This is a genomic window from Mesorhizobium sp. M8A.F.Ca.ET.207.01.1.1, from assembly GCF_004794715.1.
Lineage (GTDB): Bacteria > Pseudomonadota > Alphaproteobacteria > Rhizobiales > Rhizobiaceae > Mesorhizobium.
In genome coordinates this window covers 153,151-166,641 of the sequence record NZ_SRUS01000005.1, presented here as the reverse complement: position 1 = coordinate 166,641, position 13,491 = coordinate 153,151, and the positions used below count along the sequence as shown (strand labels likewise).

Sequence of the window (13,491 nt, the reverse complement as noted above, 5' to 3'; positions counted from 1 at the left end):
TGCCGCGGCGCAGGAAGATAGCTGGCGCCGTGCGAATGCGCGGCGCCAGGGATCGCGGGTTATTTGCCGGACAGGATCTTGTCGTAGACCGCCGCGGTATCCTTCTCGTAGAGCGCGCCGGTGATGACGTTGAAGCCCGGAGGAATGCCGCTGGCCGCCATGTTGGCGAGCGACAGCGCGACGTAGCTGGTCGCCTGCGGGTCCTGCCACTGGCCGGCATTGACGTAGCCGTTCAGCACTTCCTGGGTGGTGTCGAGCGAGTTGCCCCAGCCGACGACCGGGATTTCGCCCGGCTTGACGCCGACCTGGTCGAACACGCGCTTGATCGAGCCGGTGACGAGGTCGCCCAGGCCGATGATGGCGTTGACCTTGCCCTTGTGGGCGGTGAGGTAGTCGACCATGCGGTTGATCACCTCGGCCTGGTCGAGCGTCGCTTCGGTCACCTCATAGGTGATGCCGAGCGGGCCGAAGACGCTCTTGATGCCTTCCTCTTCCTGCACGCCATAGGTGGCGCCGGGGATCTCGACCGGCATCCAGACGAAGTCGCCCTTCTTCACGAGGCCCTTGTCGACCAGGTACTGCGCCCAGTGCTTGCCGAAGGTGACGTTGTCGCCGCCGACATAGGCGTTGAAATTGGCCTTGGGATCGGGCGTGTTGAAGTTGATGATCGGGACGTTGGCCGCGCGCGCTTCCTTGACGATCTCGACAAGGCTGCCCGGATCGGGGCTGGTGGTGACGATGCCGTCGGCCTTGGCGGAGAGGGCGGCGCGGACCGCTTCCTGCTGCGAGGCGACGTCGCCATTGTGGAAAGAGGTGTTGACGGTGTTGCCGGTGTCCTTGGCCCATTGCTTGGCGCCGGCGAGGAAGTAGGTCCAGACCGGGTCGGCCGGCCCGCCATGTGAGATCCAGTAGAACGTCTTGGCCTGCGCGGCTGCCGGAATGACCGTCAGCGCGACCAGCAGGCCGTAGAGCACAAGTCTTAGTCTCGTCAGCATGTGATTTCCTCCCGGTTGAAGATGATCCGTCCCTTGTTCCGGCTACGGCCGGATTGCGTCTTTTGCCAGCGCCGCTCGGATGCCTAAGAGCATTCCCTTTTTCGGCGGATGGCAAGCCTCCATCTGCAGATGTAGTTGGCGCCTGACACGGCGCCATCAACGACCCCATCAGATCGCATCAGTTGGGATGATTTTTTCCAGGCAGTCGGATGATTGTCGCCGAGGCGCAGCCCGGCGGACTGTCCCGATCATGTTTGGGCGGTCACTTGGGGCGAAAGCCCCTGAAGAACCACTTAGAGCAGGCCGGCTTTGGCGAGGTCGCGCATCAAATGGCTGGCGCCGTAGGTCCAGTGCGGGCAATCGGGCGACAGCCGCACGCGGTTGACCAGCGCGCCGAATTTTTCCGACGAGATGGTGACGATGTCGCCGACCTTATGCGTGAACCCCTTGCCCTTTTCGCCGCGATCCTTCGATGGCACGAACATCGTGCCGAGATACAGCGCCAGCCCGTCCGGATACTGGTGGTGCGGCCCCATGGCCGCGGCAACCAGTTCCTCCGGCGAGCGGCTGATCTCGGCCATCGAACTCGCCCCCTCCAGCGAAAATCCGTCCTCGCCCTCGACCTTCAGGCGCACGACGGCCTGCTTCACCTCGGCGATGGAGAACGTGTCGTCGAACAGCCGGATGAAGGGGCCAAGCGAAGCCGAGGCGTTGTTGTCCTTGGCCTTGCCGAGCAGCAGCGCCGAGCGCCCTTCGACGTCGCGCAGATTGACGTCGTTGCCGATGGTGGCGCCGACGATCCTGCTGCTCGAGGCGGCGATCATGGCGATCTCCGGCTCCGGATTGTTCCAGGTCGACACCGGGTGGAGGCCGACATCGGCGCCGAAGCCGACCGAGGCCATGGGCTGGCACTTGGTGAAGATCTCGGCATCCGGGCCGATGCCCACTTCCAGATATTGCGACCAGGCGCCGCGCGAAATCAGCCTGGCCTTGATCTCCATCGCCTCGGGCGAACCGGGCTTGAGCTTGGAAAGGTCATGGCCGATCAGGCCGGCAATGTCGGCGCGTATGGCGTCGGCCTTTTCCGCCGAGCCGCGGGCCTGTTCCTCGATCACCCGTTCGAGCAGGCTGACCACGAAAGTGACGCCGGATGCCTTGATCGCCTGCAGGTCGACCGGGGACAGCAGAAAGGGTTTTGCCGGATCGCGCGTGGCTTCGAAACTGTTGGCCGCGATGTCGCTGACAGAACCGATGGGAGTGCCCTTGGCCGAGCCCACATGGCCGGCCGGATCCGCCAACTCGCAGACGTCACGGACGGTAGGCGCCGCGCTCGAGGTGATGTCGAAGACGGTGCCGTCACGCACGGTGACCACCATGGGATGGGAGACATCGCCGCTCCTGGCGCGCCCGACAAACAGGCCTTCGGAGGGCAGATGTGTCGGATTGGTCATGAGTTGGGTTCCTCGAATGGATCGAAAATTCTGGCCGGATCGGCGCGGCACTTTCACCGGATTCCACTCAAAGGTCTATCCCGTCCGGGGGCAAATTCGAGCTGCCATAACCGGTTCTTCATTGAAGCCGTTCCTTCAGAAATGTGAAATCCGCGTCGGGTTTTATTGCCGACGGCAACTGTACCTCAAATGCGAGATCGCCGTTCACAGCAGCGCAGTACTCTGAATCCGCTTGACAGTTTCACAAATATGAAAAATCCTTAGTCAATTTCAAAATCCTGGGACGGGCAGGTCGATGTCGACCCTAGTTGCAGCACATGTGCCAGAGACCCGGGCTTCATCGGGCTTCCGGTTCGCCATGTTGCTGCCCGGCGCGCTGGTCACTTTCCTGCTGATCCTGTTTGCGCTTGGCCTGGTGCTTTTCCTCGCCTTCCGCGGCAATGACGGGTCGCTGCTTGGCGCCGGCTTCAGCCTGGCCAACTTCATCACCGTGGTTTCCGATCCGCTGTACTGGACGGTCACGCTGCGCTCGCTGATCATCGCCGCGCTGGTCACGCTGGCCACGGTCGTCACCGCCTACCCCGTCGCTTACTATCTTGCCTTTCACGCCGGCCGGCGGCGCGGCCTGCTGCTGTTCCTGGTCACGCTGCCGTTCTGGACCAGCTATCTCCTGCGTGTCTTCGCCTGGAAGATCGTGCTGGCCTACAATGGGGTGTTGAATTCGGCGCTGATCGAAAGTGGCATCTGGTCCGAGCCGACACTGACCTTCCTCAACACGCCCGCCGCTGTCGTCGTCACGCTCGCGCACGCCTATGCGCCGTTCGCCATCCTGCCGATCTATGTGGCGCTGGACACGATCCCGAAATCGTTGATCGAGGCCGCTTCCGATCTGGGCGCGAGGCCGTTCACTTCCTTCCGTCGGGTCGTGTTGCCCAATTCGATGCCGGGCGTGCTGGCCGCCGCGCTTGTCGTCTTCGTGCCGACGGTCGGCGACTATGTCACGCCGGCCATGGTGGGCGGTCCGGCCAGCACCATGATCGGCTCGCTGATCCAGTCGCAGTTTGGCAAGGCCAATGACTGGCCGTTCGGCGCAGCCCTTTCGGTCTGCGTCATGCTGGTCATCCTGCTCGTGGTACTGGTCGCGCGCGGCGCGGACCGCCGGTTTGGCAGCCGCACATGAAAACAGGGCGCGCCAGCATGAAACGGGATGGCCGCTGGCTCGGCCTCTATGTGCTTGCCTATCTGATCTTCCTTTATCTGCCGGTCCTGCTAATCCCGCTGTTTTCCTTCAACGATTCCATCCAGGCCGCGTTTCCGCTGCAGGGCTTCACGCTGCAATGGTATGCCACGCTCTACGGCAATCCGGCACTGTCGGGTGCGCTCGTCAACAGTCTCGTCATCGGCGCCATCGCGGCCTCGGGCGCCACGCTGTGCGGCATCACCGTGTCCTATATGGATCTCTATGGCCGCTCTCCTTTGGCCGCCACCATCAGCGCCATCGCACGGCTTCCGATCCTCATCCCCGGCGTCATCGTCGGCATATCGTTGCTGATCCTTGTCAACCTGATCGGCCTCGGGCCATCGCGCATCGCCATCGTTCTCGGCCATATCCTGGTCGCGTTGCCGACCACCGTGGTCGTCATGCGCAGCCGTTTCGCCGCCATCCCCAGGACCGTTCGCGAGGCGGCGCTCGACCTCGGCGCCTCGGACTGGATGACCTTCCGGCGCGTCATGCTGCCGCTCAGCCTGCCGGCCGTGCTGTCGGCCTTCATGCTCGCCTTCCTGATCTCCTTCGACGAGTTCATCGTCGTCTTCTTCCTCGCCGGCACCGAGCCGACACTGCCGCTCTACATCTGGAGCCAACTGCGCTTTCCCCGCTCGCTGCCGACCGTCATGGCGCTCGGGACGGTGATCCTGGCCGTGTCCTTCATCATCGCTGGCACCGCCGAAATCCTGCGCCATCGCGGGCTTGGCGCCGTACGCCGCAATCCAGCCTGAAGCACAACAATGAGAGAGGAGAACGAAAATGACATTCCACCTGAAATCGGTGTCGGGACACAAGGTCCGCGCCGGCCTTGCGGCACTTGCGCTCGCACTGTCGTCGACCGTGGCGCTCGCCGCCGAGAAGCTGCAATACTTCACCTGGTCGGGCTATGAGTTGCCCGATTTCAACAAGAGCTTCCTTGCAGCGCACCCCGATGGCGTTGAGGCCTCGATCTTCGGCGACGACGATGATGCCTTCACCAAGGTCAAGGCCGGCTTCCGGCCCGACATCGCGCACCCCTGCTATGACAAGGTGGCGCGCTGGAACAAGGAAGGCCTGCTGCAGCCGATCGACACCAAGCGCATCAAGAACTGGGATTCGATCTTCCCGGTGTTCAAGAACCTGCCCGACCTGCAGGCCGGCGACGGCAAGGTCTGGATGGTGCCATGGGACTGGGGTAACACCTCGATCCTCTACCGCACCGACCTAGTGAAGAACCCCGAAGCGAGCTGGAACCTTCTGTGGGACAAGCAATATGCCGGCCGTATGGCGACCATCGACGCTGTGCATGACACGCCGATTGTCGCGGCTCTTCTGGCAGGCGTGAACCCCTTCGACATGACGGCCGAGCAGATGGACAAGGTCGCGGCAAAATTGCGCGAACAGCGCCCGCTGCTGTCGAGCTACACCACCGACATGACCTCGGTCGAGCAGGCCCTGGCCAGTGGCCAGTTGGTCGCCGCCATGACCTGGAACGCGTCGGCAACCTCACTCAAGAAGCAGGGCGTGCCGGTCGAGTTCATGAAGCCGAAGGAAGGCATGCTGACCTGGGCCTGCGGCTTCGTCATGCTGAAGGACGCCAAGAACGTCGATCTCGCCTATGACTTCATCAACAGCCGGCTCGACGCTGACTCCGGCAAATTCCTGATCCAGTCCTACGGCTATGGCAGCTCGCTCGGCACCGCTTTCGCCGGCGTGCCGAAGGACGAATTGGAGAAGCTGCAACTGCCGTCCGACCCCGAGGTGATGCTGAAGAGCACGATCTTCACCGGGCCGATGAAACAGAACGACGATATGGCGAAGATGTTCGAGAAGGTGAAGGCTGGCGGGTGAGCTGAGACAGAGTCGGGTTAATTGCGGAAGTCAGCGCCGCCCCTCATCGCCCTGCCGGGCACTTCTCCCCGTATAGTGACGGGAGAAGGGGCTGGCCGCAATGTCGGCTCGCTTCTTGCGGCGTTGGCGATTGGCGAAACCAGGGACACAGTGCCCCTTTCCCCGTCACTATACGGGGAGAGGATGCCGGCAGGCAGGTGAGGGGCAGCGCTGACGTCGCGGTAAGGTTCAACCCGATTTTGCAGCTGACTTTAGTCGGGCCCGAGCCGCAAATATCGCAACGAGGACTTGCACATGGACATGCTTGACGAGGCCGCCGAAAAACCGAAGGACGATGCCGACGTTCGCGTCGGCCGGCGCGTGCGGGCGCTCAGGCTCGAGCGCCGTCTGTCATTGGCCGATCTCTCGGCAAAAGCCGGCATATCGATCGGCGCGCTGAGCCAGATCGAGCGCGGCATGTCCTCGCTGCGCGTCAAGGTGATCTGGCCGCTCGCCGCCGCGCTCGACATCGAGCCATCGGCGTTGATCACCGACGGCAACGATGCGGTCAATGATCTCTATTGCGTGCGTGCCAACAGCCGCCGCGCGATTCCGGTCAAATCCGAAGGCATCGTCAAGGCGCTGCTGTCGCCGCCCGGCGCGACGCTGACCGGCATGCTGGTGACGGTGGAAGCCGGTGGCGGCACGGCGGAAGCCTACGCCCATGCCGGCCATGAATTCGGCTTCGTGCTTTCGGGCGAGGTCGAACTGGTGGTGGATTCGACAAAATACGGGCTGAAGACCGGCGACAGTTTTGCCTTCAAGAGTACGCTTTTGCACGCCTTCCGCAATCCCGGCGCGGAGCAGTGCCAGATCCTCTGGGTCAACACCACGAAGCCGTCCGAGGTTCGCGATGGCGCCTGATCCACTCGTCCGGCTGCAGGCGGTTTCCAAGGTTTTTCCAGGTGGCATCGTCGGACTCGATACCGTCGATCTCGACATTGTCAGCGGCGAATTCATCACGCTCCTCGGGCCGTCCGGCTGTGGCAAGACCACCAGCCTGCGTGTGATTGCCGGCTTCGAAAGCCCGTCGAGCGGCGAGGTCTTGCTCGACGGTCATGACATCACGGCCCTTCGGCCGTTCGAGCGGCCGGTCAACACCGTGTTTCAGGACTACGCGCTGTTTCCGCACATGAACGTCGCCGAAAATGTCGGCTTCGGCTTGTCCCTGCGAAAACTCACCAGTGCCGAGCAGGCAAAGCGCGTCGGCGAAGCCCTGGAGATGGTCGGTCTCGCCGACAAGCTTCGCGCTCGCGTCCTGGAACTGTCGGGCGGCCAGCGCCAGCGCGTCGCGCTTGCCCGCGCCATTGTCTGCGAGCCGCGCGTGCTCTTGCTCGACGAGCCGCTGTCGGCGCTCGACGCGCATCTGCGCGAACAGATGCAGGTCGAATTGAAGCGGCTGCAATCGCGGCTTGGCACCACCTTCGTCATGGTCACTCACGACCAGACCGAGGCGCTGTCGATCTCCGATCGTATCGTCGTCATGAACAACGGCCGCATCGAGCAGATCGCGCCGCCGGCGACCCTCTATGACCGGCCGGCCACGAAGTTCGTGGCGAGCTTCATCGGCACCATGAATCTCCTGCAATCACGTTTTGTCGGCCGGGATGGCCACCGCCTGCGTTTCACCGCCGGCACCTTGCCGCTGGAGGCCATTTCCGAAACCGGCCAGTGGCCCGGCGAAGGCGAGGTCCGCACCATCGGCGTGCGCCCGGAGGATTTGCTGGCGGCGGCCGAGGCTGCGCCCGGCACGGCGCCGGCGCGGGTCAACAGCATCGTCTTCCATGGCCGCACGTTGCGCCTGCATGCCGAACTGGGGCAAGGCATGCCCGTTGTCATCGACGCGCCCCGCCAGGCCGAGGGGTTTCAATTCAGCGCCGGCGACGTGGCGCACGTCAGCCTGCGCCGTGGCGCCAACTGCCCCATGCTGCCCAGCTAGCCTCATTCAACTGCGCAAGGTCGCCCGCACGGCCGTGGGGTTGGCCTGATCGACATGTGGACGAACGACCAAGGAAACTAAGTAGGAATTGACTAATGTAGGAAGACATTCCTAAACTAGTTGATGCCGGAATTGAGCACCCGACCGCGCCGAAATGTGCAAACCCTATGCCTCGCGCACGAAGTCGGGCAACTCATTCGTGTCCGATGCCGGCACTGCAACATCACCCGGCATTATCTGCCTGGCGATCTCGCGAAGCTTGTCGGTGACATTCCCTTTTGGGATGTCGAACGGCATATGCGGTGCGAGCGCTGCAAGCTTCGCGAACTTGATGCCGACATAATTTTGCCGAGTGCTGCGGAGCGCTTGAAAATTCGTGTGAGACGCCTTGTCGAAATCCGCATGGTTCGCCGTGTGATATGGCGAGACGAGGAATGAGGAACGCGGCTATCCCTTAGCCTAGAACAGAGATCCTTGCGCCGGTGCCTGCTGCGGAAACTTGATTTGTGTGGCTGGCTTCTCAACGATCACCAACGCGTTGTCTGGTGCTGTTCGCTGCAAATGCCGTGCTTCTGCCCAAGGTGCTGTAAGCCAGGCCTCGGTCTCCTCCGACGTGGTCAGGATTACTGGCATAGCCTTCTCATGGATCGGCGCGATCAGGGCGTTTGGCTTGGTTGTCATGAAGGCGAATAACTCGAAGTCGCCGGGTCCGTCCTTGACCTTTCGAATACCCTGCCAACGGGTCCAGAATCCGGCGAAGAAGAACAGCGGTCGGCTATCGTCACGGGCAAACCAGTAGTTGCGTTGGATGCCGGTTTCTGGGTCCTTGTCACTCGGTGTCGGGCTGGGTTCGGCAAAACTGGTGACCGGCACGACGCATCTATGCTCGACCCCGACAAACTGTTGCCAGTGCGAATATTGTGGATTGCGAACGTTGGTCGTGCCGTAGTCGGCCTTTCCCTTCATGCGCTCAGGTGGCGTTGGCAACCCCCAAAGCAGTCTGGCCAGCTCACGCTTCCCGTCTGCCGTGTTGCGGACGACGGGGCCGGGCTGATTGGGATAGATGTCGACGGATGGTTCAAGGTTGCCGCTGATATCGCGCAGTGCGCGCGTCCATTGGCGGACCGCCTCTTGTGTCGTGGTGATGTTGTAGAGGTTACACATGCATCCAGCATCGCGGAATTGGCGTGCCTCTGCAACCAAGGCTGCTGTCCGCGCTCCTGCAATCGCCGTCACACCACCGCGCTATATCGATCGTCCTGACACAGCTTGTCAGCTGTCATGCGGGCAAAGGTGGCGGGCCGGCGATCACCCCCCTACTTCGAGTGCGTCTGAACAGGAGGAACATCAAATGACCATCGCGGAAATTGCCAAGGATTTCACCGAACTGCTCAAGCAGGGTAACAACCAAGGTGCCGCCGAAAAGTACAATGCCGATGACATCGCCAGCTACGAGGCCATGGAGGGACCGATGGCGGTCAGCCATGGCAAGGAGGCCCTCAGGCAGAAGAGCCAATGGTGGCAAGAGAACCACGAAGTCCATGGCGGCTCCGTCGAGGGGCCTTATGTCAACGGCGACCAGTTCGCGTTGCGCTTCACGTTCGACATAACGCCGAAGGCCACCGGCCAGCGCGTCACCATGGATGAGGTTGGCCTGTACACGGTCAAGAACGGCAAGATCGCCGAAGAGCGTTTTTACTACTGAGGTCGGAAACACAGCTGGCTTTCCGGAGTCCGCGCTCTTCGCCGCGAAGGCGGAGATCAACATGGCGGCCAGCGATGCCCTGGCCGCCACCCAGGAAGCTCAAATCGTCTTCACATATTGCGCAAGCTGATCGGCTACCGTGCCCCAGCCGTCGAAGAAACCCATCTCTTCATGGTTGTCGCGGGTCGCCTCGTCGCGGTGGATGGCGGTGGCGGTGTAGCGCGTGCCCCGGCCATCCGGCTGCAGCGAAATCACAGCAGTGATGAACGGCTCGCCTGACGGCCGATAGCCCGGCAGCAGCGCATCCGTCCACACCAGCCGCTCGTTCGGCACGATTTCCAGATAGCAGCAATGGCGGTCGCTGACCTCGTTGCCGTCGCGCGACTGCATGCGTGTCCGGAACAACCCGCCTGGCCTGAGGTCGATCTCGCAGTCGGTGATCACCCATGGTTTTGGTGTGAACCATTGCCTGACATGCTCCGGCGTCGTCATGGCGCGCCACAACAGTTGGTGCGGCGCGTCGAGCACGCGCTCCAGCACGAGGTCCAGCCTGGGATCCGGCTTGAAGGGATAGCTCATGTTTCCTGCTCCTTGAGTGTCATCACATAGGCGTCGAACTGGTCGAGGCGGCGCTCCCAGAGCGTGCGCTGCTCAGCCAGCCAGCTTTCGGCGAGCTTCAATGGCTCGGGCGCAAGCTCGTAAGTCCTGACCCGGCCGGTCTTCTGCGACCGAACCAGCCCGCAGCCTTCGAGAATCTTGAGATGGTCGATGAAGGAAGGCAGGGCCATCTCGAAAGGCTGTGCCAGTTCGCTGACCGAAGCGGGGCTCCTGTTGAGTCGCTCGACCACGCGCCGCCGTGTCGGGTCGGCAAGCGCGCGAAAAATACCATCGATCGGCGGGGGGATCGGATTTGCGCTCTGGAGGCTGGTCATCGAATGGTCCTGGGTCGTCAAAAGTGGTCATTAATACTTAGGTAAATTCCTTAGTGTCTGCAAGCGGCAATTTCGGCAGATGCCGGCCAAGCTGCTGGCAAAGCGGGAAAGGCGGTTCTAGGTTGCGAGACGGATTCGACGGTCAGCAAGGGAAGCACGTCTTGACGATCACCATGTACGGCATCACCAATTGCGACACGATCAAGAAGGCGCGCGTCTGGCTGGAGAACCATGACGTTCCCTATCGTTTTCATGACTATCGGGCCGAAGGAATAGAGGCCGGCAAGCTGAATGGCTGGGTCGGCAAGGTCGGCTGGGAAAGGCTGCTCAACAAAGGCAGCATGACGTTTCGCGAGCTGCCGGAGGCGGACAAGCAAGGCCTCGACGAGAAGAAGGCGAAAGCGCTGATGCTGGCCAAGCCGACGATAATCAAGCGGCCGGTGCTGGAAGTGGGGGATCGGGTGCTGGTTGGGTTCAAGGCGGATGTTTATGAGGAGGCTGTAAAGTAAGGTTCGTTAAGCGCGGCACCCTATGCCGTCGTCATCCTAGGGCGGAGCAAGGAGCGAAGCGACGCGGCGCAGACCCTAGGATCCATGCCGTGACGCTAACGTGCTGCAGCGGTTGAGAATTCTGCCCCGTCGCGTCCTTCGATGAAAGTCACGGCATGGATCCTCGGGTCAAGCCCGAGGATGACGAAGCAGGTATTTCGCCAGCGCCACCGCGTTGTTGTGCGCCTCGTCATGCGCGCCGTAGAGCAGCGTCACCTTGCCCTCGCGAAGCAAGCCGCGCAGTTGCGCCACCGCCTCACCATTCCCGTCCAGTTCGGTCCAGTATCGCTCCTGAAACTCCGCCCAGCGTGCCGGCTCGTGTCCGAACCACTTGCGCAGCTCATCGCTCGGCGCGATGTCCTTCAACCACAACGCCAGAGCGGCATCCTCCTTGCTGACGCCGCGCGGCCAGATGCGGTCGACCAGCACCCGTTGGCCGTCGGCCTTTCCGGGTGCGTCGTAGACACGTTTGACCGCTAGGTCGAAGGCCATCACAGCTCCACGGCGCGCGTGTCAGGCCCACTCGCCCTTGCGCATCACCGGCACGCGGCTGCCATCCTTGGCGATGCCGTCGATGTCGATCTTGTCCGAGCCGATCATCCAGTCGATGTGGATGAAGCTCTTGTTGCCGCCGCGCGCCCCGATTTCGTCCTGGCTGAGCGAGGCGCCGTCGACGAAGCACTTCGAATAGCATTGGCCGAGCGCGATATGGCAGGCGGCGTTCTCGTCGAACAGCGTGTTGAAGAACAACAGGCCGCTGGCCGAGATCGGCGAGGAATGCGGCACCAGCGCCACTTCGCCGAGGCGGCGCGCGCCTTCGTCGGTGTCGAGCACTTTCTTCAGCACGTCCTCGCCCTTCGAGGCCTTGGCCTCGACGATCCGCCCGCCCTCGAAGCGCACCGAGATGTCGTCGATCAGCGTGCCCTGGTAGGACAACGGCTTGGTCGAGGAAACATGGCCCTCGACCCGCCTCGCATGCGGCGTGGTGAAGACTTCCTCGGTCGGGATGTTGGGATTGCAGGTGACGCCGTTCTTGGCGGTCGAGGCGCCGCCCATCCACTCATGGCCGTCCGCCAGCCCGACAGTCAGGTCGGTGCCGGGTCCAGTGAAATGCAGCGCATGGAAATCGTGGCCGTTCAGCCATTCAGTGCGGCCGCGCAAGGCCGCATTGTGCGCCTTCCAGTTGGCGATCGGGTCCTCGACATCCACACGCGAGGCGGCGAAGATGGCGTCGGCGAGTTTCGCCACCGCCACGTCGTCGGCGTCGCCGGGGAAAACCTGCCTGGCCCAGGCCAGATCCGGATAGGCGATGATGTTCCAGTTGATGTCGAAGCCGGTGATCTTCTCCAGCGCCGGCTGGTAGGCCATCGAATTGGCCTTGTTGGCGCGCGCCACCTTCGCCGGATCCTGCGCCGACAGCAGCGACGGATCCTCGCCGCGCACGGCGAGCCGGGCGGCATTGTTGGAAAAGGCCTTCGCCATGCCTTCATAGAGCCAGCCGGCGGCGTGGTCGAAGCCGGCGTCGGCGCCGAAACGGTAGCGTGCCAGCGTCATCTCGTCATCGTTGAAGATCGGCGTCACCAGCCCGGCGCCGGCCTTGTAGGCGTGCTCGACGATGCGCCTGGTCAGCGGCAGCGCCGCGATCGACGACGTCAGCACCAGGTCCTGTCCGGGCTGCAATTGCAGCCCGACCTTGATGGCGACTTCCGCCAGCCTGTCGAGCTTCACCGGGTCGATCGTTGCGGAAACGCCGCGCGAATGTGTGGTCATGATCCTGCCTGTCGTCGTGGGATTTATGATTGAACATAGACCGGTGCCGCGGTGCTTTCCACCGCGATCGCGTCGCTGGGCTCCGCGACCGACGATCCGAACTGCGCCATGGTCGCCGCGATCTCTTCCTTGATCCAGATTTTGAAGTCCCGGACCTTGCGGCTTTCAGGCTTGGTGGCGGAGGTCACCAGCCAGTAGCCGAGGCCGCTCTGGGCGCGGATTCCGAACGGCGCCACCAGCCGCCCATCGGCCAGCGCATCGGCCGTCAGCAATTGCCAGCCCAGCATCACGCCATGGCCGGCGATCGCCGATTCCAGGCACAGCATCGGGTCGGTGAAGCGCGCGCCTTTCTGGAAGTTGACGGGTGGAACGCCGGCAGCGGCGAACCAGCTTTCCCAGTTGATCATCGCCCGCTCGTCGGTGATGGCGCAGGTCCGCGCAAGGTCGCCGATCGACTTCAGTTTTCTTGCAATGCCCGGTGCGCAGACCGGGAAGACTTCCTGCGCCAAAATGAGCTCCGCCTTCCCGCCCGGCCATTTGCCGTCGCCAAGCCGGATGGCAATATCGATGTCGGAATGATCGAGATTGGCCAGCCGCACCGAGGCGTCGATGCGCAACAGCACGTTGGGATGCCGGTCGAAGTGCCGCGACAGCCGTGGCAGCAGCCATTTGGAGGCAAACGCAGGTGCCGCCGAAACAACCAATGTGCATTGGGTTGCCTCGTCGGCCAGTGCCACGGCCTGCGCAAGCTCGCGAAATCCGGCGCCAAGGCGGGCCGCGAAGACGGCGCCGAATTCGGTCAGGACGAGACCGCTCGTCGTCCGCTCGAACAGGGCCTGGCCGAGCTGCTTTTCGGTGCGGCTGATCTGCTGGCTGACGGCGCTGACGGAAACGTTGAGTTCGCTGGCGGCGGTCGCGAGCGAGCCGAGACGGGCGACGGTTTCCACGGCGCGAAGGCCGTTGAGATGAACGCGGTTGAGCATGGCCATTTGAGATTTTCTAAACCGACCCGGCC

At 62.8% G+C, this 13,491-nt stretch carries 16 protein-coding genes; 7 read left to right on the top strand and 9 right to left on the bottom strand.

The window, feature by feature from the left end; genetic code table 11:
- Positions 1–59: 59 nt before the first annotated feature.
- Both EN850_RS16335 and EN850_RS16330 read right to left on the bottom strand, forming a co-directional pair.
- Positions 60–995 carry a substrate-binding domain-containing protein gene (locus EN850_RS16335; RefSeq protein WP_127278978.1) on the bottom strand — a complete coding sequence of 312 codons (936 nt, stop codon included), beginning with the start codon at positions 993–995 and terminating at the stop codon, positions 60–62.
- Between the two features lie 293 nt (positions 996–1,288).
- A complete protein-coding gene (locus tag EN850_RS16330) occupies positions 1,289–2,446 on the bottom strand; it encodes a fumarylacetoacetate hydrolase family protein (protein WP_136091757.1) in 1,158 nt (385 codons plus the stop codon).
- Positions 2,447–2,741: 295 nt separating this feature from the next.
- Here EN850_RS16330 and EN850_RS16325 point away from each other — a divergent pair, with 295 nt between their 5' ends.
- The 5 genes from EN850_RS16325 (at position 2,742) to EN850_RS16300 (ending at position 7,521) form a co-directional block, all read left to right on the top strand.
- Positions 2,742–3,626 carry an ABC transporter permease gene (locus EN850_RS16325; RefSeq protein ID WP_135881561.1) on the top strand — a complete coding sequence of 295 codons (885 nt, stop codon included), beginning with the start codon at positions 2,742–2,744 and terminating at the stop codon, positions 3,624–3,626.
- On the top strand, positions 3,623–4,444 hold the full coding sequence (locus EN850_RS16320) for an ABC transporter permease (protein ID WP_189591131.1): 822 nt from the start codon (positions 3,623–3,625) through the stop codon (positions 4,442–4,444). The genes EN850_RS16325 and EN850_RS16320 overlap by 4 nt, the downstream gene beginning before the upstream one ends.
- A 28-nt stretch (positions 4,445–4,472) precedes the next feature.
- Positions 4,473–5,543: an ABC transporter substrate-binding protein gene (locus tag EN850_RS16315; RefSeq protein ID WP_136091755.1), complete on the top strand. Its 1,071-nt coding sequence runs from the start codon at positions 4,473–4,475 to the stop codon at positions 5,541–5,543.
- Positions 5,544–5,837: 294 nt separating this feature from the next.
- Positions 5,838–6,446: a cupin domain-containing protein gene (locus tag EN850_RS16305; protein WP_136091754.1), complete on the top strand. Its 609-nt coding sequence runs from the start codon at positions 5,838–5,840 to the stop codon at positions 6,444–6,446.
- A complete protein-coding gene (locus EN850_RS16300; protein ID WP_135881560.1) occupies positions 6,436–7,521 on the top strand; it encodes an ABC transporter ATP-binding protein in 1,086 nt (361 codons plus the stop codon). The genes EN850_RS16305 and EN850_RS16300 overlap by 11 nt, the downstream gene beginning before the upstream one ends.
- Before the next feature lie 165 nt (positions 7,522–7,686).
- Here the strand turns inward: EN850_RS16300 and EN850_RS37740 are convergent, their stop codons facing one another.
- Complete coding sequence (locus tag EN850_RS37740) at positions 7,687–7,818, bottom strand: hypothetical protein (protein ID WP_272483024.1); 132 nt, start codon at positions 7,816–7,818, stop codon at positions 7,687–7,689.
- 162 nt (positions 7,819–7,980) lie between these two features.
- Positions 7,981–8,685 (bottom strand): SOS response-associated peptidase, encoded by a 705-nt coding sequence (locus EN850_RS16290; RefSeq protein WP_135865420.1) that lies wholly within the window; start codon positions 8,683–8,685, stop codon positions 7,981–7,983.
- Positions 8,686–8,872: 187 nt separating this feature from the next.
- Here EN850_RS16290 and EN850_RS16285 point away from each other — a divergent pair, with 187 nt between their 5' ends.
- The gene (locus EN850_RS16285; RefSeq protein WP_127873064.1) at positions 8,873–9,226 is read left to right on the top strand and encodes a SnoaL-like domain-containing protein; all 354 of its coding nucleotides are present in this window, start codon (positions 8,873–8,875) and stop codon (positions 9,224–9,226) included.
- 99 nt (positions 9,227–9,325) lie between these two features.
- On the opposite strand, the gene EN850_RS16280 is transcribed toward EN850_RS16285, so the two are convergent.
- Positions 9,326–9,805 (bottom strand): SRPBCC family protein, encoded by a 480-nt coding sequence (locus EN850_RS16280; RefSeq protein WP_127278565.1) that lies wholly within the window; start codon positions 9,803–9,805, stop codon positions 9,326–9,328.
- Positions 9,802–10,158 (bottom strand): metalloregulator ArsR/SmtB family transcription factor, encoded by a 357-nt coding sequence (locus EN850_RS16275; protein WP_127278564.1) that lies wholly within the window; start codon positions 10,156–10,158, stop codon positions 9,802–9,804. Before EN850_RS16275 ends, EN850_RS16280 begins: the two co-directional genes overlap by 4 nt.
- 161 nt (positions 10,159–10,319) lie before the next feature.
- Between EN850_RS16275 and EN850_RS16270 the strand changes: the two genes are divergently transcribed.
- Entirely contained in the window at positions 10,320–10,667 is a 348-nt protein-coding gene (locus EN850_RS16270) for an ArsC family reductase (protein ID WP_136091753.1), read from the top strand.
- 168 nt (positions 10,668–10,835) lie between these two features.
- Here the strand turns inward: EN850_RS16270 and EN850_RS16265 are convergent, their stop codons facing one another.
- From EN850_RS16265 to EN850_RS16255, 3 genes are read right to left on the bottom strand one after another with little or no spacing between them, the layout of a single operon-like run.
- A complete protein-coding gene (locus tag EN850_RS16265; RefSeq protein WP_135929810.1) occupies positions 10,836–11,198 on the bottom strand; it encodes a DUF488 domain-containing protein in 363 nt (120 codons plus the stop codon).
- A 21-nt stretch (positions 11,199–11,219) separates the two neighbouring features.
- On the bottom strand, positions 11,220–12,476 hold the full coding sequence (locus EN850_RS16260; protein WP_136091752.1) for an aminopeptidase: 1,257 nt from the start codon (positions 12,474–12,476) through the stop codon (positions 11,220–11,222).
- Positions 12,477–12,499: 23 nt separating this feature from the next.
- Positions 12,500–13,465, bottom strand: a complete 966-nt coding sequence (locus EN850_RS16255; protein WP_135916257.1) for a LysR substrate-binding domain-containing protein — start codon at positions 13,463–13,465, stop codon at positions 12,500–12,502.
- Between the last annotated feature and the right edge of the window lie 26 nt (positions 13,466–13,491).